Below are 20,256 nucleotides of genomic sequence, written 5' to 3' on the forward strand. Positions count from 1 at the left end.
AGGACACGGCCACGATGACGTGACGCGACCTGAGGGAACATCCGCGCAGATGATCAAAGACCTATCTGACCAAAGCCCTCACCAACGTCCTCGCACACCCCTATCCCCACCACTCCCGAAGGCCTGGCCACTGCACTGCGGACCGCCGCAGCATTGTGGCTGTACTGAGCCTTTTCCAACCTGAAGCACCTGCCAGTCGGGAGGACCCCGCGGCAGCTCCCCGGAGGCGCCAATCAACTGCTGAAGACCTGGCCAGGAGCCCGTGCTGGACTCGGGTAGCCGATCAACGACAGTCCGCTGACCAGTGCGGATGCCAGATTGGAAAGGGCTCACTTTCGACACAGGGCCTAGCCGCCCTGGCCCGCATCCCGCTCCCCCACCTGACACGCGCCCTGCCCCACCTCGCCTTCAACGACGACGCCCAGCACACTGCAGCCGCCGCACGGTTGATGATGCGCTGACCAAGAGTTCTCGTCAGCCCGCAAGGACCGTCGGCGGCGTCCGGCAACCGGGCACTTCTCATGCCACCTTGATGACAACCTTGCCCGAGGCATGACCGTTCTCGACGGCGGCGAGGGCGGCCGGGGCTTCGGAGAACGGATGGACCGCCGTGATTACGGGTGCGAGGACTCCGTCGAGGGCCAGCCGGGCCGACCGCTCCAGGTTCTCGCGGTCGACGCGACGCTCGACGAAACGCCCACCGAGATCGGGCACAGACGTATCACCCACAGCAATGACGTTGCGGGGATCCCGAGCCAGCGGTGCGACCATCCGCAGCGAGGTGCCTCCGACCAGGTCGACGATCCCGTCGAAACCGCCCGGAACCAGCTCGCGTGCCGCCGCGGCGACGTCCTCGGCGGTGTAGTCGATGAACCGCACCCCGATGCCCTCGGCGTGCTCGCGTTTGGCCGCACTTCCGGTGCCGATCACGCGCAGCTCGCGCCCGATCGCCAGTCGGGCGACGGCGAGGCCGACCCCGCCCCCGACCCCGTTGACCAGGACTGTGGCGCCGGCCGGGAGGCCGAGTTGGTCGAGCACGTCCACCGCGGTCGTCCCGGCCACTGGCAGCGTTGCCGCCACGGTCGTGGACAGACCCGCCGGGATGCGCGCGGTGTTCGGTGCGGACAGCACCGTCGTCTCGGCGTAGGTGCCGCCACCGGTCAGTGCGAAGCCGAAGACGGAGTCGCCCACCTCGAGCCCGTCGACGTCCTCGCCCCGGGCGAGAACGGTTCCGGCAGCCTCCATGCCCAGCACGCGGGGAAACGGACGCCCGCCGTCGAGCCCGTCGACCAGACCTGAGCGCAGAAGGTGGTCGAGGGGATTCACGCCGGCGGCATCGACCCGGATCAGCACCTCACCTCGACCGGGTACGGGATCGGGACGATCGAAGAACTCCTGCACCCCGGGCCCGCCATACCTGTGAAAACCCCATGCCTGCCCCATCTTCAGCCGCCTCTCGTATGACCAACCCGGTGGCTCCGGGTGCTGTCGCCATCCTCACTGCTGACATTGATGTCAGGGGCAACCGGCTGAGACGCAGGTCACAGCATCAGGTCGACTGCGCCACCGATTGCGGGACCGCGGAAAGCTCCGCCCGGTGCCTGCTGTTGGCCCTGATCAGCACGTCGAGTGCATCCCGGGTCTCGATCAGGTGCGCGATGTCGGCGTCGATCCGGTCGCGCTCGCGCAGCATCGCCGTGAACGTCTCCTCGGCGACGCCCAGGTCATCCGGGATGTCCACACACGGCAGCACAGTCGCGATCACCCGGCTGGACATCCCCGCGTCGAACAGCTGCCGGATGAGCGACACGCGCTGGACCGCGGCATCGGAATAGTGACGCTGCCCCGCGTCGGAGCGTGAGCTGGTCAGCAGTCCCTGGTCTTCGTAGTACCGCAGTGAGCGCGGACTCGCGCCCGTGCGCTGTGACAACTCGCCTATCCGCATCCTTGAGAGCCTACGACCGCGAAAGCGTTACCCCTGCCGTCCACAGCCGTGAGCCTCGCCGACAACGACGGCATCACCGGCCCGCCCGACCGGCGCCTCGTCGAGCGCCTGCGCGAGTTCACCACCCGCTGACCCACACCCGTACCTCTACCGCCACGAAGGGAGCCCTCCGGGCACCACCCGCCCGGAGGGCTCCCTTCGCCATTCCCACACCAGGAAGGACCCCCGACCATGACCACCCACACCCCGGCCCCCAGCCCCGCACACCCCCGCCCCCGACGACGCCGCGGCCACACCGCCTTCCGGCACTTCATCCGCGGCCTGAGCTACGGCACCGGCCTGACCCTCACCGGCCTGCTCGGCTACTGGATCCAGCAGATGCTGTGACCACCCGCCACCAAGACCGACGAAGGACAACCCGGCCAGCACCGGTCCCGCTGCGGCCGTCACGACCCAGCCCCGTAAGCTGCTCGCCGCAGCCCTCGTCGTCCAGCGGCCAAGGACACCGGCCACCGGTTCGCCCGGAGTCGGAAACCCGGGTTCGAATCCCGGCGGCGGCTGCCCCTCGCGGGCCACCATCGGCGCGCCCGCCGCGACAGACGAGATCGTTGTCTGCCGAATTCCTCGGCGAAGCACCCGGACGGGCCCCGTGCGACCGCGCCCGCGGGATCGCGCCCCGCTCCGTGGCCCAGGCCGGGAACACACTGTGCCCCCGCACCGAGGTATGGGGGCACACAGGGGGCGTTCCAACGACCAGTCGGCTCACCCACAGTTCACCGTAGCGGGCACCAGCCATCGGTCCACCGCTCCCGGACGTCGATGACCCGGACGAACGACAGCACGCACTCCGACCTTGACGGGTTCGACGACGCCTCAGTCAACGGTTACCACCCCTATGGGCCGACCCCAGCTGACCAAGCGTTGTCGGACCCGACGGCTACCTTGCATCCCTAGGCCCAGCGGAATGGATCGCCGCCAGCGGCCGCGGCGGTCATTCAGGCTGCGGCTTCGCCAGGGCCTTCGTTGCCGTCGTCGGAAGCGCCGCCTCGCTTGTGACGCCGGATGGGGATGACACGCCCGTCACGAAGGGTCCTCGTGTGGTCACTTACCTCGTGCTCGACGGGGGACTTCCGCCGCTCGTCCGAGTCAGAATCTGATCCACTGTCCTCGGCGTCCCAGCTGTCTTTGACGTCCTCGGTGTCCTGAGCGTTCTGCTCCATGGCCTTCTTGATGACCACGGCGACGACCAGGGCAGTGGTGCCGACGGCGATGAGCTTCCCCTTGTGCTTCCTGCACAAGGCCTTCGCCTTCTCGGTCAAGGATGTGGGCTCGCCGTCCTCGGGCGTGGAGTCGTTCACGGGTAAAGATCTATCGGACTTGTCCCTCACCTGTCAGGCAGTCACCCGACATCGGATCGGAAGAGGTCGCCTCGGCTCAACGGGCCGGGGTGGGGCAGGAGGCGACCGACCGCGCGAGGACGCAGTCGTCCGCTACACACCCGCGGCATGACGCAGTGGGTGGAGCGGGAAGGCGCCCACCGGCCGGTCCCGAGGGCTCATGGGGAGGAGATCACGGTCGACGGCGAGGCGGAGCCGGTGACCGTCAAGCTCGGCGTATGGATCTCCCACACCAAATCCAGGCGCAACAAGCTCGACCAAGAACAGCTCGCCGCAATCGCGGCGCTGGGCGTGGACTGGGCGTGACACCGGCTGCGGCTGGTCGTTGAACAGGACGGTCGAGCGAAGTGCACCGAGAGGCCCCGGGCGTCATCGCCCGGGGCCTCGTGCTGTCGGCGGCGGCTCCGCCCGGACATGGCGCGGGCCTGCAACGCGAGGTGCAACACCGATTCCACGAACCTCTATCCGAGACATCACCGCAGGTCAGAGCGCGATGCGCGGCGGTGTTTGCACTGGACGTGTCGCCCTGGACGCTTTCGACGCTGCGGCCGCTCGGTGGCGTGAGGCCCTCGAGGACCTGGACGAAGACGTCCTCGCCGAGGCCGCCGCCGAAGCGCGGGCCTTCGGAGCCGGCCCGGCGGCCGCCGTCGACGAGCTGGTGCGCGGCCTGCTCGGGCAGTTGGCCGACTGGCAGCAGTCGATCGGCGAGCTGGGCCGCGCGCTCACCACGGCAACTGAAGGCCGACCGCTACCCGGCTGGTCCACCGACGCCGGCCGCACCGAGGACATCGGGTGGCGCCAGGCCCCGCACCACGCTGCTCGAGGCCGTCGCACGCCACCACCACGCTCACCTGCTCGCCGCCATCGTCGAGCTCGGCGGTGAGCTGGAGCTCCCAGCTACCCGTAACGGGCGCTTCAGGGGCGCGGTCATCCCAGAAGGCTGCGCGGTCAGCGACGCCGGCCGCCGCCGATGCGGCGGTCGTCGGCCAGTGCGGTCAGCGGGCCGAACTCGCAGGCGAGCTCGTTCCACGTCAGAACCTCGCCACAGCGGGCCGGAAACTCCTTCGGGTTGAACTCGGGCATGGTCCAGGTGCCAGTGCCCCGGTCCCGCAGCCACAGGTCCCCGTCACCGTCGACCACAGTCGGCGGGACCGGTACGGGCTCGGCCTGATCGGTGGGCTCCCAGGTGACCCGGCCCGGGTGGGAAACACGGCGCAGCTCGGTGGTGGCCAGCCGCGCGGCCAAGTCACGGGTGGACTCTTCGGCGCCCTTGACCGACTCGAGTCGGAATGCGTCGTCAAGTACGGGCAGGGCTGGATTCTTGCTGCGCTTTGAACTCATACGCTGACTACCTCCGGTGGGGGGCGCCACATCCGTTATGGCACCCCGTAGAGCAACACGGTATCCGAGGCGGGAGCCGGTCCAGGCCTCCTCCGCTGGAACGGTCAGCAAACCCGCCGACGCCCAGGAAGATGCTCTGCGCCAGGTCAGCGACTTGTCGGGTGAGGCGAGGAAGGCACTCGACACGCTGACGAAGCAGCTGGAAGCAGCCGTCCAGCCCACGGTTCAGCCCCCGCTCGGTACAATCCTCTCCGGGGCGAGCGCGGCCTCCACGCGGTCCAGCCGTTCGTAGAGAGCGCGAACGAGGCGGGCGCGGTCCTGGAAGCAGCGCATGGTGCCCTCCAGCGTCGCGGACAGCCGCCCTTCCGCCTCCGCAGGACGACGTCGGCAAGCGCCCAGGGGCCGCTGCTCTTCGGCAGCTGGTCGGCACGGCGCCGTACGTCGGAGGCGAGCGCGCGGGCGTGGCCGGTCAGCTGGAGGGCGATCTGCTCCAGGTCGCGGGCGGTGAGGGTGTCCTCGCCGGTCCAGGCGAGGACGGCCTTGACGAGGCTCTCGTACGGTTCGCGGTCCAGCGGGAGCTCCGCCTCGATCAGTTCTGTCTCTTATCGAGACGGTGTTGAAGGAGATAGCCGATCCGGACCGGACGCGGTGGTTTGTGGATCGCTAGGTCGCGCGTGGCACGGTCCGGTCTACGGGACTGGAGATCGTGGGCGTCTATCGGATGATGGCCAGGTGGTCAACGGAAGGGGTTCGTGAGAAGGGGTGGCCCAAGGAGTAGGCAGCGGCTTACCGCCATTGCGAGCTGTCCGACTTCGAGGACGAGGCGTGGGGTGTCACCGCTGTCCTGCGGACGTTGAGTCCGAGCGTGGTTGCTCCTGTGTCCGGACGGTGTCCGTGCAGGCCAGGTGGTCGAGACGTGCTTCGTCCGGATGACCGATCCCGGTTGTCCGGACAGGCGCCGATTTGGGCATCTACTGTCCTGCCGCGGAGAGAGGGACCGGTCGGGAGGCCCGGATCAGCCGATCGTCGCCCGGTAGGCCCTCAGTGCCTCGGTCACGGGCTGGAAGAAGGTCGTGCCGCCCGAGGAGCAGTTGCCGTTGCGTTCACCACCGCGGTGTCCGCTCGCCACTGCCTCACGTCGCCTCCAAGCCCGGAGCGGCGACTTGGTCGGCGCGGGCGACCGGGACGTCTCGGACCGGCTTCGGAAGTGTCGGGTCAGGCGATCGCGGCGACGCCGATGCCAATGGCGATGAACAGCCAGCCCGTCGTCAGATCCCAGCGGTGGCGGATCTTCGGACGGGCCAGCAGGGCGCGCAGCTGGGCTGCGACGGCTACCAGGACGAACCAGAAGGCGACTCCGATCAGGATGTCCAGGATGCCGAGGAAGAAGATCTGCCGGGTCGTCGAGCCGCCGTCGCTGACGAACTGCGGCAGGATGCTGAGGAAGAACAGGGCCGCCTTGGGGTTGAGCACGTTGGTGAAGAACCCCTGGACGAAACCGGAGCGCCATCGCGCGCCGCCCGACTGCGCCTCTCCCGCAGGTGCCTGTTCGGCCGCGTACGGCTCCTCGCCCTGGCGTGTCCGCCCCGCGGCGCGCTCCCGGGCGGCCCGTCGGGCGGCGAGCACCGCGCGTACGCCGAGGTAGACGAGGTACGCGGCGCCCAGGAGCTTGATGGCGTCGTAGACGAGAGGCGAGCGGGTGGCGACCACTGAAAGGCCAATGGCGGCGGCGAGCATGTGCACGCACAGCCCGGCCTGGGCTCCCAGTGCCGCCGCCCGCCCCTTCGACGGGTGTTCGGCCGCCGAGCGGACCACCACCAGGAAGTCCGGCCCCGGGACGACGTAGGCCACCAGCACCACGCCGAGGAAGCCGATGAGGTCGACCGACATCCGTACTCCGTTCGTTCGCCCCGTGCTCGGCTGCTCGGGGTTCCTGCTTCTAATCGGGCCGTGGTGCCGGGTCAGGTCACCAGGGCGCGGTCGCCGGCGACGGCCTCGTCGAGTATCTCCAGGCCCTGCTCCAGCTGCCCTTCCGCCACGGAGAGTGGGGGCAGCAGCTCGACCACCTCGTCCTGCGGGCCGGCGGTCTCCAGCAGCAGTCCCGCCCTGAAGGCGGCGTCGCACACGTCGCGGGCGGCGCCCGGGCGGTCCATCGGAAAACCCCAGGCCAGGCCCCGCCCGCGCGGAGCGCTCAGCCCGTGGCGCTGTGCGGTCTCGGTGAGGCAGCGGCGTATCCGCTCGCCGAGCGCCGCGGTGCGGGCGGCGAGGGCCCCGTCCGACCAGTGCACCTCCAGGGCCCGGGCGGCGGTGACGAAGGCGGGGTTGCAGCCCCCGGAAGGTGCCGTTGTACTCGCCCGGGCTCCACACGTCGTACTCGGGGCGCATCAGCGTGAGGGTCATGGGCATCCCGTACCCGCTGATGGACTGGACAGGCAGATGATGCCGCTTGGCCCAGCGACCCCGCGTAGTCCCCGACGGTCAGTCCGCGGTACTCATGTGCGCGCCGAGCGGCTCGGGATTCAGGAACCCTCCGCCTGGCGGTACTTCGACCCGGCCGCCTCGCGGCCGGCACGCCGAACAGCGGCACAAGGCCGAGAGCAGCAGCGCGCCCGGACAGGTGGGGCGCGCTCCGATGCCTCCGGCCGACAACCCGGAGCTGGCGCTCATTCTCGGGGGTGTGCCCGATGCCCTGGAGGAGAGCGGCGCCGACCTGTACAGCGTCATCGTCAACGTCGCCGTCAACGCCTGGGTGGCCGGCCACATCCACGGGGAGGACGGCTGCACCGGCTGCCAGGACAAGCGGTCGACCGGCACCGACTGGGAGGCCCGCATGGCCGCCGTTGAAACGGGCTGGCAGGCAGTACGTGACGATGGACGCGTACGGCCTGAACTGTTGGAAGCGGCCTACGCCGAACCTCGCTTGCGTCAGCTGTTCCCCTGGACCGGGATGGGGGAAATCCACTTCAGTCGCTGCACGGAACAGCGGTGGACCTGGGGCATTCCCTACATCCAGCCCGCCAGCGACGGCACCTATTGGGTCTCTGGCCCGCTCCGCGGCGAGACGGTGGGTCCTGCAGCTACAGCACAGAACGCCATCGCCATGGTGGTTCAGCACCTGCGAGCAGACTGCGGTCCCATCTTCCTGGGCGCCCCCGAAGAACTCGCAGCCCATGCGGCAACAACGCAGTAGACACGAAGGGTAAAGCCCAAGTTAGGGGCACGAGGTACCGACGAACCGGATGCTCAGGAATATGGAGGTGCGGACGGCGGCCCGGTCGTCCGAGGCGCTCGGGACCCGTTGCCGCGTTGCAGGCCGCTAGCCTGTCGGTATGTCGGAGCGTGTCATACCTGGTCGCACGGACGGCCTGATCACCCTGGTTGCCGCGGACGCTCTGTGGGTCGATTTGACGGCCGACAGTGCTGTGCCGACGGCTTCTGGGGCGTTCACCTGCTCTCCTGCCCGTGCCCGGTCGGGGTACGTCCTGCTCGGCAGCCATGCGGTGGCGATGGTGAGGGCGAGCGACGGGCAGTGGAGTGTTTCGGAGGCTGAGGTGCGCCGGGCGGCCGCGGAACTGAACGCGGTGGGGATGGACCGGCAGGACCTGGTCCGCATCGGTCCGTTTCGTGGATCACCGAGCCAGGCGTGCGACGAAGAAACGCCACTGCGTTGGCGCCAGCGCATCACGGGGAAACTGCAGGAGCTGCGCGGCCCCGGGCGGGCAGCGCGACGTGACGTCGGCCGGCCGTACCATCTGGCGGGGATCGACTGGCGACAGATACTCGTGGAGCAGACCCTCGACGGGAGGCAGCGCACGTGGTGGCTGCCGCGCGCTGTGGTCAGGCTGCTGGACGCGGCCGAGCACGCCGAAACACAGTGGGTGCAAGCCGCGCGGACCCGCCAGGCAAACACAGCCGTCACCGAGCCGCCCTCCCCTCCCCGGCAGACCCAAGACGCCGACGGTCGACAGAAGACGGGCCCCGAGGGTCCCACCGCCTCACTGCGCCCATACAACAGAGAGCTGGAAGGCCAGCTGTACTCGGTGCTCAGCAGAAAGCCCGGCACCTCCCGCAGGGTGGCCGGGTGGGCGTGCGCCGTCTGCGGCACCGCGCCCGCCACCGTGCTCGACCACTGCCACGAACACGGCTACGTCCGCGCCCCCGTCTGCCAGTCCTGCAACACACAGGAACGCCCCGACCACCTGTACAGCAACGACATCCGCGTGGCGAACCGCTACACACGCCTCTTCCACACCGACACCGAAAACTGGCTCCGCCACTGGCACCGCTGCCCCGGCTGCCGCGCACGCACCACCCTGCCCCTGCCACACCTCGCCGCATGGACCGCCCTCATATCCTGCCGATCCCTGCGCCCGACCCACCGCGCCCCGCGCGGACGCAAGCCCTGCGGTGTCCTGCGAGTGTCCTGGACAGGCAGCCAGAACGCGCCCCGTTCCTGCCTGCTCACTGTCACCGTCGACTTCTGCCCCTCCGGCGAGCACCGTGTCCTGGCGCGAGTCCCCTACCGCGAAGCCGCCGAGCGGTTTCGTGTCTGGTTGGCCGAGACGGCCCCTGCCGTGGCCGCCGCGGCCGGTCCTGACCGCCTGGACGGCCTCCCTGCCCAGTCCCGGCCAGTCGTCGCGGACACCAGCGGCGAGGACCTAGAACTGTTCTGAGCGGACACCGGGAGACCTGACACACCACCGTCACCTCGCAGCTGCCGGCTCCCGACACGCTCACCCCGCACCCCCGGAGAAATGCGCAGCAGAGTCCTGCGGCGCAGTGCACGTCACAAGATCTGCGCACTGCTTGTCACCAAGAGTGCCTGAAACGGGGCCCGGGCAACGGACCGTCGCGTTCTGTCCGATCAGCCTTCGCTGCCGGTCTGCCGATCGATACGGTAAAAGGTTATTGCCATCGGGGAGAGCAACAGTCAACACCTGTGGATCACGGCTGCCCGTTGAGGCCGAGTTTCCTCTTGCCGTAGGGGGAGAAGATCGACGCCCAGCCGGTCCAGCCGACGTGGACCTGGGCGATCTGGGAGGGCAGAGGCATGACGGGAAGCAGGTCTCTGCCTTTGGCCCAGTTGGCGAGGAGGCCCTCGGTGGTGTCCACGGCGGAGACGACCATGGTGACCTTCGCGTTGCCGTTGACCCAGGTGTCCCACAGCGCCCGCCCTTCGGGGCGTGCTTCCACTCCCAGTCGAGCACAGGCATGCGGGTAGGTCTCGTCGGTGTTGATAGGCATGGCCTCGGGGCGGATGATGGCCACGGCAGCGAGGGGAACCTGTGGGCGCTCTGCCTCCTCCTCCAAGCACCCATCCAGGGGGAAGTGGTAGTGCAGCAGCGCCCTTCCCAGAGCGTTGACACTGCGTTGGAGCGGTCTCTCACCTTCGGTTCCGCCGGTGTACCAATGCTCGCCGGCAGCTGCGGAGGCGACTGCCTTGGCAAGCCGTTCGATCTCCCGCAGGTAGTCGAGTTCGGAGAGCTCTGGCCTGGTCATAGGGGCAGTGTCGCATCGCTGCACCAGATCTGTGCGGCTGCTTTTCGCGTCACGCGGCCTGCTGCTGACACTAGACCAGGACGCCGTTCTCGAACCGGGCCCGGTGCGGACAAGGGGCACCAGGTGGGCACCGGTGATCGCGCGCCAGCGGCCTGGGCGGACTCGACGAGCTTGAACACCATCGCCAGCGCCGCTTCGTCCTTTCGATCTGGCTCACGTCGGCACAGACTCGCCCTGGCCTGCCCGGATAAGACCTTCTGCGCTGCGCTTTAGAGGGCGGTTCGTGAGCATTTGACCGTGCCTTGTCTTGAAGGGCGCTCATCAGCGGTTACTTCGAAAGGCGCTGTCCGGTGGAGCCACAGGCGATACTCGCCTTGTGGACTGGTTGGAGCGAGCTCGGGCTGCGGAACAGCTTCAAGATTGGGACGAGGCGATCGCGCTGGTGAGCTTCCACGCCGAGTGCTTCTCCGACGATCCAGACATGCACGACAACCATCTGTGGCACATGGATCTGCTGGCCCGAGCGGAACGGATTTCAGAACTTACGGAGCGCGCCCTCACGGATAGCCACGCACGTCGAAGGCTTAACAGATCGCTTCGGGAGCGGGGTATGGAGGCGGCGCTGTGTGACCGCGCCGAAGACGGCGACCGTGGCGCCCTCTATGTCCTTGTTCGACTGATGTGCGAGACGGGTCGGGTGCAAGAAGCCCAGAAGGTAGTTGAAGACATCGGCCCGGAGGACCAGTACGCACGCCAGATTGTGGCCAGCGACTGCTGGACGTAGGTGTCCGGCTACGGCTTTCTCGCGAAGTTGCCGGTGCCGGCCTCGGTGAGGATGCCGAGTTTGACCAGGCGTTTCAGCTTGGCGCGGGTGCCTTCGATGTTCTTCGGCAGCAGTTCGTGGCCGAGGGCTTCGCAGACGTCCTTGGCCCGTAGCGGCCCGGTCGCGTGCTTGAAGGCGTCGAGGATGCGGGGGTAGTCCGGGTGCTCGGGCAGGCCCGGCGCGACGACCGGGAGCCGGTCGGCGAGGCCGGCGACGGTCTTTCGGGTGATCGCGAGGTGCTCCAGGTGCGTCTCGGCCTCCCCCAACCGGCTCTGCACGTCGTCGATCTGTGCACGGAGGCCGTCCGCCAGGGCCCGGGCGGCGTCTTCCTGAAGGTCCAGGGCGTCGAGCAAGGGCTGGATGTTCACGCTGCCACCGCCCGTTCTTCGCGCCAGGTGGGGGTGTTCGTGCCGGTGAGGCGTCGGATCATGACGTGGGCCATCGCCCAGTAGACGCGGGAGGCGGAGGAGGAGAGGCGGTGCTCGTAGTCGCGGACCAGGCGCCGGTGCAGTATCAGGATCCCGTAGGTCTGCTCGACCCTCCACCGCTTCGGCTGCGGCACGAACCCCTTGACCTGCAGGTTGCGTGCGACGATCTCGACGTCGACACCCAGGCCGGCACCGTGCGCGACGACCTGGTTCTTGAAGCCCTGGTCGCCAGGGCTTTGCGGACGGTGCCGCCGGGGTGCTCGGCGACCTGGTCCAGCAGGGCGATACCCGCGGCGTTGTCGTGGGTGTTCGCGGCGAGGACGACGACCGCGATGACCAGGCCGAGGACGTCCACGGCCAGGTCGCGCTTGCGGCCGGGCACCCGCTTGGCCGGATCGTGGCCGGTCGTGGAGGCGGGGACCCTGGCGGCCACATGAACACTCTGGGTGTCCAGGACCACCAGGGTCGGGTCCTCTAATCGGCGGGCGCGTTCACGGACCTGGCAGCGCAGGAGTTCATAGATGACCTGGTCAGTGCCGTCGTCACGCCAGGCGGCGAAATAGTAGTAGGTCGCACTCTTCTGGGGCAGGTCGTGCGGGAGGTAGGCCCACTGGCAGCCGGTCGCCCCTGGTAGAGGATCGCGTTCACGATCTCCCGCATGTCGTAGGCACCCTGGTGGCCGCTGACCGAGCGGTGCCAGTCCTTCCACGCGGTGATCACCGGCTCGATCAACGACCACTGCTCGTCCGATAAGTCACTCAGGTGCGGCTTGCGTTCGCTCACCCGATCACATCACCAGATCAGCAACCGTGGACCGGCAGATTCCGCCCCAACACCACACCATCAGGCGATAGTAGATCCACTCAAAGACTCACGAACCGCCCACTAACAACATCAACTACGCTGGCGCCAGCCGCATAACCCGTGTCCAGGATTCGGGGTCAAGGCACCTCGTCGTCTTCGCCCACCTCGTCACCACCACCTGACGTCGACGCGGGCGGCGGGACCCTCGGCTGAGCCGGGACGGCGGGTCTGTGCGGGACACCAGATGTTCCGCCGGTATGAGGAGATAGGTCTCGGTGGAACTGGGTTCAGCAGAACCAGCCGTTCTGAACCCAGCCCCGGCGGTTGATGTTTCCGTAGGCGAAGCCGTAGACCCAGTCACCGCCGCCTTGCTCCACGAGGAAGGTCTGTCCTCGGTAGAGCGTGCCCATCCACGCTCCGTGCGGGGCGGTGACCCGGACGAAGAGGTCCTGGGCGCAGACGGTCTCGCGCTGGCCGACCGTGCCGTTGGCGGAGGTGGCGGGGGTGATGGTCAGGGCGGTTACCGCGGCGAAAGCCAGGGCCAGGGTGGCGAATCTGCTCATGCGGGTCATGTACGCGTCCTCTCCGTCGTCTTGTCGTGTGCGTCGTTCACCAGGAACCGAAGCCCCCTAGGCACTCGTGTCTGACGAAGCCCCAGTCATTGGGCCCGAAATCGAAGGTGGCCGCCCAGCCGTTGTAGACCGGGTGGGCACCGCGGGTGTGCCCGACCTTGTCACCGCGGAACAGGGTCCGCTTCAGACCGACCGGTCCTGACGCACTGTCGTAGTTCGCGTAGAAGCTGGCACTGTCGCAGACGATGACGGCGTGTTCCGGCACGGTCGGTCCCGCCTGCGCAACACCAGCGTTGCTCAGAGCGAGAACGGCCATCACGGAGAGGACGACACTCGCCTTACGGGTCGAGTTCATGACAAGTAGAGTGACGGAAGGTCTCGACTTCGTCCAGAAGGCAGTATCTGGCGGCGGCCAGCCCTTGGCCGACTTCCAGGTCGATCTGGGCGGGCGCGGCGGCCAGGGAGTCGATCGCGACCAGGGCCTCGCCACCTCCCACCACACCCGGTGCGCCCGCCGCCTTCACCGACCCGGAAAGCCCGGGGACATCCCTTCAGCCCGCGATCCCCGCTCAGCGCGGCTCCGCAGGTGCAGTGGCGAGGTCTACACTCCGCGATCATGATCGATTTCACCGGTGCGGACACCGACCCGCGTCTCTTCGACACCATGTCCACCATGCGCGCCATGCGCCGTATCAAGCCCGACCCGGTCTCCGAAGACCTCGTCGAGCAGCTCGTCCAGGCTGCGGTCTGGGGGCCCAGCGGCGGCAACATGCAGCGCTTTGAGTACGTCGTCGTCACCGACCGGGACGTCATGGCCCGTCTCGCCCCCTTGTGGAGGCGGTGCGTTGACGCCTACCTGGCCACCACGGGCGCGCTGGCTCCTGAGGGGATGGACGAGGCCGCCTACGGTCGGATGGTCGCCGCGATCGAGTACCAGCGTGACCACTTCGCCGACACTCCTGTGCTGGTCATCCCGTGCCATCAGTTTCCCGCACCGCGGGTGACCGAGGAGGGCTACCTCGCCTCCGCACAGGCCCTCGGACCGGCGGCGACCCAGCGCATGGTGGACACGCAGGAACGCTTCATGGCTCTGGCCGAAGGATCCTGCGTCTATCCCGGCGTACAGAATCTGCTCCTCGCGGCCCGAGGCCTCGGCCTCGCCGCGAACATCACCATCTGGCACCTGATGCTGGAGGAGGAGTGGAAGCAAGCCCTCGGTATTCCCGAGGACATGCGCACCTTTGCCGCGATACCCGTCGGCTGGCCGATGGGTAACTTCGGGCCGGTGCGCCGCCGTCCGGTCTCCGAGGTCGTGCACCGCGACCGCTGGTAGGTCTCGGGGGCACTGTCGGCCAAACCGCGGTCAGGCCAGGGAGCAGACGCGCCTGTTGCCCCGCGCAGCAGGGCGCGAGGCAACAGGAAGGCACGGAGCAACAGGAGGGCGACGGGCCAACAGGGGTTGTCACCAGCACGCCACATCGGCGTCACCGTAGCGCCTGCAGTTCGCCGCTCCCCCATGCCATGCCTGCCGTCGAGTCCTCGCCCGGAGACGGAAAGCATCTCCGGGAGGACGGCCTGAGCTGGGGAAACACCGTGGATACGGATCGCTCCGCGAGCTCTTGAGGTGGAGGCGGGCAAGGGCCGGTGTCCTTCGATCGGGTGGTGTGCCGTACGGATCGGTGCCTCACCCGGCCTGGCACAGGATGGGAGCGGTGGCCGGCACCGGCGCAGTCATGTTTGGTCAGGGGGGCAAGGCCCCCTGACCCGAGCTGAATAGACGTGTTCAACATCCGGGGTCAAGGCCCGTAGCCGCTTTTTCCCCAGCCGATCTCCAGGATCTGCTGACCCGTCTGCGCGCGGCCTACCTCGCCGCCTAGACCCGGCCACCGGCTGTGGGCAGGCAACCGCCGGAACCAGAGCGCTGGCCTGCCACGGGAAGGAAACCGAGCAGCGACGCGAACGCCGACGGTCGGGACGAACAACGGAGTCGACCCGTCGCGTTGACTGCGTTTCCCGCATTCCAACACGACTCTCCGTGACGCTCGTTAGGCTGAACGGCTGATGGTGATCTACCTCCTCTCACGCCCACAGGATGCTCTCCTGCGGGCGTGAGAGCTGGGCTGTGCTGGCGAAAGGGCTGGCGATGGGCGTTGACAACCGGCAGATCCAGACGGCCGTGCTGGCGAATCCCGAGTCCGATGATCCGGTGGTCTGTCCGACGGATGCGGACGAGCTCGACGAGTTCCGTGAGGAGTTCTCCGAGACGACGTTCTGGTGCGGGATCCTGCTGGGCGGGTGCGGCGGCCAGCTCCTGACGAGACGGGGCAACGTCCGCGTCAGCCATTTCGCCCACTTCCCCGACCCCGACGGCCTGCTGCCCGAATGCGGCCGCCGCTCCCGGGGCGTCGCGAGCGCGGACCACCTGTACGTACGGGCAGCCACCCAGACATGGCTGCGCGGCCAGGGCTACACCCCGCGCTACCGCTACATCGACCGGGACGACGCACCGGTCGGCTCCCTCGTGGAGATCGAACTGAGCGGGCACACGCTGCTGCTGCACATGGACCGCGCCATGCCGCCCGACTGGGACGCGGCGGAGGCCAGCGACATCATTCTCGGTCCCGGCGTCCCCATCGATTACCGCACCCTGGTACGCCGGGGTTACGTCAACCGCGTCAAGTTCGTCAGCGAGGGCAACCAGCGGGTCATGATGCTCGGCACTGAGCTCCCGATGATGGGCACCGACTGGGACTTCGAGCTGGCGGACTGCACCGTCGACGAGCATGGCCGACTCATCACCCCCGTCGTCACCCGCCTCGAGGTCGCACGTGCCGCCGAAGAACGTGCCCCGGTGCCGCGGCCGCGCCGTGAGAAGGAGGAAGGTCCGGTACAGATCGGTGCTCTGACCCGGCTCATCAACAGCGCCGTACAGAGGAAGGAGACCGCCGCCGTCCGAGAGCTGCGGGACACGGCACAGCTCCAGGTGCCTCGCTGCGAGGGGCAGGCGCTCGAGCACCTGCAACGCGCGATCGACCACGCGAACGCCTGGATCGGCCAGCAGGACCGTGTCCGCCGGCGGTTTTTCGCCGGACTCGACGAAGCGGTCCGGCTCGGTCACGTCTTCAAGGTCTCGACGCTGACTCCGCAGCTCAGAAAGTTCATCCAGGGCGACGGAGCCACCACGCCGCAGGAGGCGGGCATTCTCCAGGCGGCCGACACGCTCCTTCGAGAAGCGCGTCAGCAGGCTGCCCGGAAACGGCGGGAAGCGGACGAACGCCGTGTGGCAGCGGTTGAAGAGCGGACGCAGCAGCGTCGCGCGGCAGAGGCTCAGGAACGGCAAGCACAGCCAGTGACACAGGCTCAGGAGCGCAAGGCGCGCAACAGGGCGCGGGGGCAGGTCCAGAGCATCACCGGTCGTCTACGTCGTGAAGAACTGTCTGCTGAACAGCAGAAGCAGCTCGTTGAGGAGTTGGTGCGTGCGGCGAAGGAGGCCGGGGACCTGCTGTCTGCGGCCGAGCAGCGCAAGGTGGACGATTGGGTGGAAAGGCTCGCCGCCCCCGCGGGAGAACCGGACGCGGCCGAGAAGATCTCCCCCGCCGCGCAACTGAAGCCGAACACGATCACGGAGCCCGCCGAGCTGTCGGCGCATCTCGTTCCCGCTGCGGCGGCCGTCCGCGGGGCCCTGAAGAAGGCGGCGCGGGAACGAATCACGACCAGCTGGAAGCGACTGGAGTATCAACTCGGCTCCGCGCTCCCCTCTCTCAGCACCAACGAACGCGTCCAGGTGCTGGTCCAGGTCGACCGGTCCACGGCCGGTGACGAGCCGCTTCTGTCGTCCCTGCTGGCAGCGGGCGACCCGCACTTCGCCTACCAGTACTACCGGCACGTCCTCACCGCACTCGACCTGGACGCCCCGGACGACGACGAAGACCTGCGGGACGTCGTCGAAGCCGACGCCGAACAGGTATTCACCGACTGGCGCTTCCGCTGAAGCCGGCCGGAAGGAGCGCACGAGCTCACCCGGCTTGACGCAGCGAGGGAGAGTTGGTCGTACCGGCACGCTCGGCACGAGCGCGGCGGATTGCGGCCGCACGCACTGCTTCGTCGGTCTGACGCTGCTGGGCACGGACGTCCTCGAGCGACGTCAGCACCTCGCCCTCCTGATCCTGCCCGGCGTCGGGGAGAACGGTGGCGGCGAGCTCGCGGCGGACCTGTTCCTGCCGTACGACGGCGGCAGCCAGGGTCAGGCGCTCCTGGCGGGGCGGGACGACCGCGCGGTGGGCGGCGAGGGCACGGTGGCAGCCGGCCGACGCGCTCTCCCTCGTCTTGACCGGCCTGGCCGGAACGACCGGTCGCGGGCCTGTTCGTCGGCAACCGCTGGGGACGGCGTCGTCGTGGTGGCGGACCGGGCGGCGGGCGCCAGGACGTGCATGGGCCGGACGTTCGCCTCGAGCACCGCTCTGTTGGCGACCGCAATGAGCTTCGGCGCACACCAGCGGGCCTTCGTGCCGTAGGCGGGGGCGCCGGGGACGACGTCCAGACGGCCGGACCCCTCGTCGAACGACACGGCCCGGACGTGCCCGACGAGCTGGGCGCGGCCGTGGTGAGGGTGGTCTCCCACTGGGCCAGGACGCTACCGCCGGCAGCCGGGGCGACCAGGCCGCGCTCGGTCGTCATCATCCCGATAGCCCTAACCGAACGCGAGCGACGCTCGGCTACCGCACGGGAAGCGCGGGATCACCGTTCCGGTAGACCTGCCCACCGCTCTCGGCGGGCTTGGCCCACCAGGGCCGCCTGGCCGACGGCCCTGGCTCGCTCGCGCCCGGCGGGCCCACCGTTCCCGCCGGGCTTCGGAGCGGCTGGCTCCGATTCGGGTCGCGCGCTGCGGAATCCCGGTCCTTAGGGGGTAGCAATCGCTTTCTGTCCCGGGCATGCTGTCGGCCACAGCGCCGACCGCCGGGCGCTCTTCCCCAGGAGGTCCGCCCCGCCATGCACTCCTCCGTGCCCGCTTCCCTGCTGTCCCGACGCGGTCTGCTGCGTGCCGCCCTGGGCACCACCGCCGTAGCACCGCTCGCGGTGCCGCTCACCGCGACGCCCGCGCGCGCCGCCGACGCGTACGACGCGCTGCGCGTGACGTGGCGGGAGCTGATCCTCGGTACGAACGTCACTCCGACCGCCGAGCCCTTCGCCTCGAAGCTCGCCGCGCTCGGCGACACCGCCCGTGGTCTGCGCTCCTCCATGGCCCGGACGAACGGCTCGCTCTGGCCGGACCTGCCCTACGCGGACCCCGAGCCGGACACGGACGCCGAGTCGTACACGTACTCCGGGAACCTCAACACCAGTTACCACCGGCTGCGCACCCTTGCCGAGGCGTACTCCCAGCCCGGCACGGGTCTCACCAGCGACACGGCCCTGCGGGCCGAGATCCTCGCCGGGCTCGACCACCTCCACGACCAGGCGTACCACGCGACACAGGTCCGCTACGGCAACTGGTACAACTGGCAGATCGGCATCCCGCAGGCGCTGCTCGACATCGACGTCCTGCTGTACGACCACCTCGGTGCGACCCGGATCGCCGAACACTGCGCCGCCGTCGACCACTTCATCCCCGACAGCGCGGTGGCGAACTACACCGGCACGTCCACCGGCTCCAACCGGGTCGACCTGTGCCGGGTCCTCGCCCTGCGGGGCGTCGTCGGCAGATCCGCCGCGAAGTTGACCCTGGCCCGTGACGCGCTCTCGCCGGTCTTCCCGTACGTCACAAGTGGGGACGGGCTCTTCGCCGACGGGAGCTTCATCCAGCACACCTACGTCCCCTACGCGGGTTCGTACGGCGCGGTCATGCTCGGCGGCCTGTCCCTGCTGTTCGCGTTGCTCAAGGGTTCGCCATGGGAGGTCACCGACAGCGGCCGGCAGGTGGTGTTCGACTCGGTGGAGAAGGCGTACGCGCCCTTCCTCTTCAACGGTCTGGCCATGGACGCCGTATCCGGGCGGGCGATCAGCCGGGGGATACAGAAGTCGGACACCCGGGGCGTCCGCCAGGACGACCATCTGCGCGGCCACTCGATCATCGCGTGCGTAGCGCTGCTCGCGCAGAGCGCGTCGGCAGCGGAGAAGGCCCGCTGGGAGGGGATGGTCAAGGGCTGGATCGCCCGCGCCTACTACAGCCCGCTGCTCGCCAGCCCCGCGCTGGGCGTCGCCGCGCTCGCCCGCCTCAAGACCGTCGACGACGGCGCGGCCGCGGCGAGCCCCGAACCGTCCGGCCACCGCCTCTTCTCCGGTATGGACCGGGCCGTGCACCGCCGCGCCGGCTGGGCGGCCTCGCTCTCCATGGCTTCGAACCGGATCACCTACTACGAGAACGGCAACGGCGAGAACCTGCGCGCCTGGCACAGCGGCTCGGGAATGCTCTACTGGTGGGGCGACACCTTCGCCAACGGGCAGTACAGCGACCACTTCTGGCCGACGGTCGACCCGTACCGGCTGCCCGGCACCACCGCCTCCCGCAAGCCGCTCGCCGACGGCGAAGGCGGCACCTGGGGCGCGGCCCGGCCCGACGTGCGCTGGGTGGGCGGGACGACCGACGGCACGTACGCAGCCGTGGGCCAGTACCTCAAGGGACTCTCCTCCACGCTCCTGGCCAAGAAGTCCTGGTTCTTCCTCGACGACGCGATCGTCTGCCTGGGCTCCGGGATCCACGGGCGCGACGGCACGGGCGTCGAGTCGGTCGTGGAGAACCGCAACCTCGGTGAGACCGGCGTGCACGCCTTCACCGTCGACGGCACGGCCCAGCCGACCACGCTCGGCTGGAGCGCCACCCTCACCGGCACGCGGTGGGCGCACCTCGCCGGCCACGCGGGGTACGTCTTCCCCGGCGGCGCCCCGGCGTTGAAGGCCCTGCGCCAGGCCCGCACGGGCGCGTGGTCGGACATCAACAAGGGCGCCGTGACCGATCCGGTCACCCGCCGGTACCTCACCCTCTGGTTCGACCACGGCACCGATCCGACCTGGGCCGCGTACTCCTACGTCCTGATGCCCGGCGCGAGCCAGGCGCAGACGGCCGCCCGCGCGGCCGACACGAACTGGCTCACCGTCCTCGCCAACACCAAGGAACAGCAGGGCGTACGCGTGCCCGCGCTGGGTTTCACCGGCATCAACTTCTGGCTCGCTGGCACGGTCGGCAACGTCACGACCGGCGCCCCCGCGTCCGTGCTGATCCGGGAGTCCGGTACCACCGCCACGGTGTGCGTCTCCGGCCCCCTGCGCGACGGCGCGACGATCGACCTCACCTGGAACCGCCCAGTGTCGGCGGTGCTGTCCAAGGACGCGACGGTCCAGGTGGTGGCCACGGGTTCCGCGCTCCAGCTCCGGATCACTCCGGGAACGCTCGCCGCCACGCACAAGGCGGTGGTCAGGCTCGCGTGAAACCCGCCGCGACGCGCCTGCG

At 69.1% G+C, this 20,256-nt stretch carries 20 protein-coding genes, 1 tRNA gene and 2 pseudogenes; 11 read left to right on the forward strand and 12 right to left on the reverse strand.

The window, feature by feature from the left end:
* Positions 1-519: 519 nt before the first annotated feature.
* Together ACFWUY_RS31500 and ACFWUY_RS31505 are read right to left on the reverse strand one after the other, a co-directional pair.
* Positions 520-1,401, reverse strand: a complete 882-nt coding sequence (locus ACFWUY_RS31500; protein ID WP_384117679.1) for an NADP-dependent oxidoreductase — start codon at positions 1,399-1,401, stop codon at positions 520-522.
* A 148-nt stretch (positions 1,402-1,549) separates the two neighbouring features.
* The gene (locus ACFWUY_RS31505) at positions 1,550-1,945 is read right to left on the reverse strand and encodes a MerR family transcriptional regulator (RefSeq protein ID WP_384117683.1); all 396 of its coding nucleotides are present in this window, start codon (positions 1,943-1,945) and stop codon (positions 1,550-1,552) included.
* Positions 1,946-2,176: 231 nt separating this feature from the next.
* Here ACFWUY_RS31505 and ACFWUY_RS31510 point away from each other — a divergent pair, with 231 nt between their 5' ends.
* Both ACFWUY_RS31510 and ACFWUY_RS31515 read left to right on the forward strand, forming a co-directional pair.
* On the forward strand, positions 2,177-2,332 hold the full coding sequence (locus tag ACFWUY_RS31510; protein ID WP_384117686.1) for a hypothetical protein: 156 nt from the start codon (positions 2,177-2,179) through the stop codon (positions 2,330-2,332).
* 88 nt (positions 2,333-2,420) lie between these two features.
* Positions 2,421-2,505: transfer RNA gene (locus tag ACFWUY_RS31515), tRNA-OTHER, on the forward strand.
* A 435-nt stretch (positions 2,506-2,940) separates the two neighbouring features.
* Here the strand turns inward: ACFWUY_RS31515 and ACFWUY_RS31520 are convergent.
* Complete coding sequence (locus ACFWUY_RS31520; protein ID WP_384117689.1) at positions 2,941-3,303, reverse strand: hypothetical protein; 363 nt, start codon at positions 3,301-3,303, stop codon at positions 2,941-2,943.
* A 147-nt stretch (positions 3,304-3,450) separates the two neighbouring features.
* On the opposite strand from ACFWUY_RS31520, the gene ACFWUY_RS31525 reads away from it, so the two are divergent.
* Together ACFWUY_RS31525 and ACFWUY_RS31530 are read left to right on the forward strand one after the other, a co-directional pair.
* Positions 3,451-3,648, forward strand: a complete 198-nt coding sequence (locus ACFWUY_RS31525) for a hypothetical protein (protein ID WP_384117692.1) — start codon at positions 3,451-3,453, stop codon at positions 3,646-3,648.
* Between the two features lie 187 nt (positions 3,649-3,835).
* Positions 3,836-4,225, forward strand: a complete 390-nt coding sequence (locus ACFWUY_RS31530) for a hypothetical protein (protein ID WP_384117695.1) — start codon at positions 3,836-3,838, stop codon at positions 4,223-4,225.
* Between the two features lie 65 nt (positions 4,226-4,290).
* Here ACFWUY_RS31530 and ACFWUY_RS31535 read toward each other — a convergent pair whose 3' ends face one another.
* From ACFWUY_RS31535 to ACFWUY_RS31550, 4 genes and pseudogenes are all read right to left on the reverse strand, one after another.
* Entirely contained in the window at positions 4,291-4,683 is a 393-nt protein-coding gene (locus ACFWUY_RS31535) for a hypothetical protein (protein WP_384117698.1), read from the reverse strand.
* A gap of 225 nt (positions 4,684-4,908) precedes the next feature.
* Positions 4,909-5,276: pseudogene (locus ACFWUY_RS31540) on the reverse strand (DUF6415 family natural product biosynthesis protein).
* A gap of 622 nt (positions 5,277-5,898) precedes the next feature.
* On the reverse strand, positions 5,899-6,573 hold the full coding sequence (locus ACFWUY_RS31545) for a LysE family translocator (RefSeq protein ID WP_384117701.1): 675 nt from the start codon (positions 6,571-6,573) through the stop codon (positions 5,899-5,901).
* 71 nt (positions 6,574-6,644) lie between these two features.
* Positions 6,645-6,971, reverse strand: coding sequence for an aminotransferase class III-fold pyridoxal phosphate-dependent enzyme (locus ACFWUY_RS31550; RefSeq protein WP_384117704.1), 327 nt, complete (start codon positions 6,969-6,971; stop codon positions 6,645-6,647).
* 344 nt (positions 6,972-7,315) lie between these two features.
* Here ACFWUY_RS31550 and ACFWUY_RS31555 point away from each other — a divergent pair, with 344 nt between their 5' ends.
* Positions 7,316-7,873 carry a DUF6193 family natural product biosynthesis protein gene (locus ACFWUY_RS31555; RefSeq protein WP_384117707.1) on the forward strand — a complete coding sequence of 186 codons (558 nt, stop codon included), beginning with the start codon at positions 7,316-7,318 and terminating at the stop codon, positions 7,871-7,873.
* An 850-nt stretch (positions 7,874-8,723) separates the two neighbouring features.
* Positions 8,724-9,356: an endonuclease domain-containing protein gene (locus ACFWUY_RS31560; RefSeq protein ID WP_384117710.1), complete on the forward strand. Its 633-nt coding sequence runs from the start codon at positions 8,724-8,726 to the stop codon at positions 9,354-9,356.
* A gap of 271 nt (positions 9,357-9,627) precedes the next feature.
* Here ACFWUY_RS31560 and ACFWUY_RS31565 read toward each other — a convergent pair whose 3' ends face one another.
* Entirely contained in the window at positions 9,628-9,951 is a 324-nt protein-coding gene (locus ACFWUY_RS31565; RefSeq protein WP_384117712.1) for a hypothetical protein, read from the reverse strand.
* A 607-nt stretch (positions 9,952-10,558) separates the two neighbouring features.
* Between ACFWUY_RS31565 and ACFWUY_RS31570 the strand changes: the two genes are divergently transcribed.
* On the forward strand, positions 10,559-10,966 hold the full coding sequence (locus ACFWUY_RS31570) for a hypothetical protein (protein ID WP_384117715.1): 408 nt from the start codon (positions 10,559-10,561) through the stop codon (positions 10,964-10,966).
* A gap of 8 nt (positions 10,967-10,974) precedes the next feature.
* Here the strand turns inward: ACFWUY_RS31570 and ACFWUY_RS31575 are convergent, their stop codons facing one another.
* From ACFWUY_RS31575 to ACFWUY_RS31590, 4 genes and pseudogenes are all read right to left on the reverse strand, one after another.
* Entirely contained in the window at positions 10,975-11,373 is a 399-nt protein-coding gene (locus ACFWUY_RS31575; protein WP_384117718.1) for a hypothetical protein, read from the reverse strand.
* Positions 11,370-12,216 (reverse strand): annotated as a pseudogene (locus ACFWUY_RS31580) (IS5 family transposase). The gene ACFWUY_RS31575 and the pseudogene ACFWUY_RS31580 overlap by 4 nt, the downstream one beginning before the upstream one ends.
* A gap of 308 nt (positions 12,217-12,524) precedes the next feature.
* Positions 12,525-12,800: a hypothetical protein gene (locus ACFWUY_RS31585; protein WP_384117721.1), complete on the reverse strand. Its 276-nt coding sequence runs from the start codon at positions 12,798-12,800 to the stop codon at positions 12,525-12,527.
* Between the two features lie 46 nt (positions 12,801-12,846).
* Entirely contained in the window at positions 12,847-13,164 is a 318-nt protein-coding gene (locus ACFWUY_RS31590; RefSeq protein ID WP_384117724.1) for a hypothetical protein, read from the reverse strand.
* A gap of 261 nt (positions 13,165-13,425) precedes the next feature.
* On the opposite strand from ACFWUY_RS31590, the gene ACFWUY_RS31595 reads away from it, so the two are divergent.
* From ACFWUY_RS31595 to ACFWUY_RS31610, 4 genes are all read left to right on the forward strand, one after another.
* Positions 13,426-14,142 (forward strand): nitroreductase family protein, encoded by a 717-nt coding sequence (locus ACFWUY_RS31595; RefSeq protein WP_384117726.1) that lies wholly within the window; start codon positions 13,426-13,428, stop codon positions 14,140-14,142.
* Positions 14,143-14,931: 789 nt separating this feature from the next.
* Positions 14,932-16,800, forward strand: coding sequence for a hypothetical protein (locus ACFWUY_RS31600; RefSeq protein WP_384117729.1), 1,869 nt, complete (start codon positions 14,932-14,934; stop codon positions 16,798-16,800).
* 34 nt (positions 16,801-16,834) lie between these two features.
* A complete protein-coding gene (locus ACFWUY_RS31605; protein WP_384117732.1) occupies positions 16,835-17,323 on the forward strand; it encodes a hypothetical protein in 489 nt (162 codons plus the stop codon).
* Between the two features lie 475 nt (positions 17,324-17,798).
* Positions 17,799-20,234, forward strand: coding sequence for a polysaccharide lyase 8 family protein (locus ACFWUY_RS31610; RefSeq protein ID WP_384117737.1), 2,436 nt, complete (start codon positions 17,799-17,801; stop codon positions 20,232-20,234).
* Positions 20,235-20,256 lie beyond the last annotated feature (22 nt).

Origin of the sequence: Streptomyces sp. NPDC058664 (assembly GCF_042716635.1) — a bacterium.
In the GTDB taxonomy this organism is placed as follows: domain Bacteria; phylum Actinomycetota; class Actinomycetes; order Streptomycetales; family Streptomycetaceae; genus Streptomyces.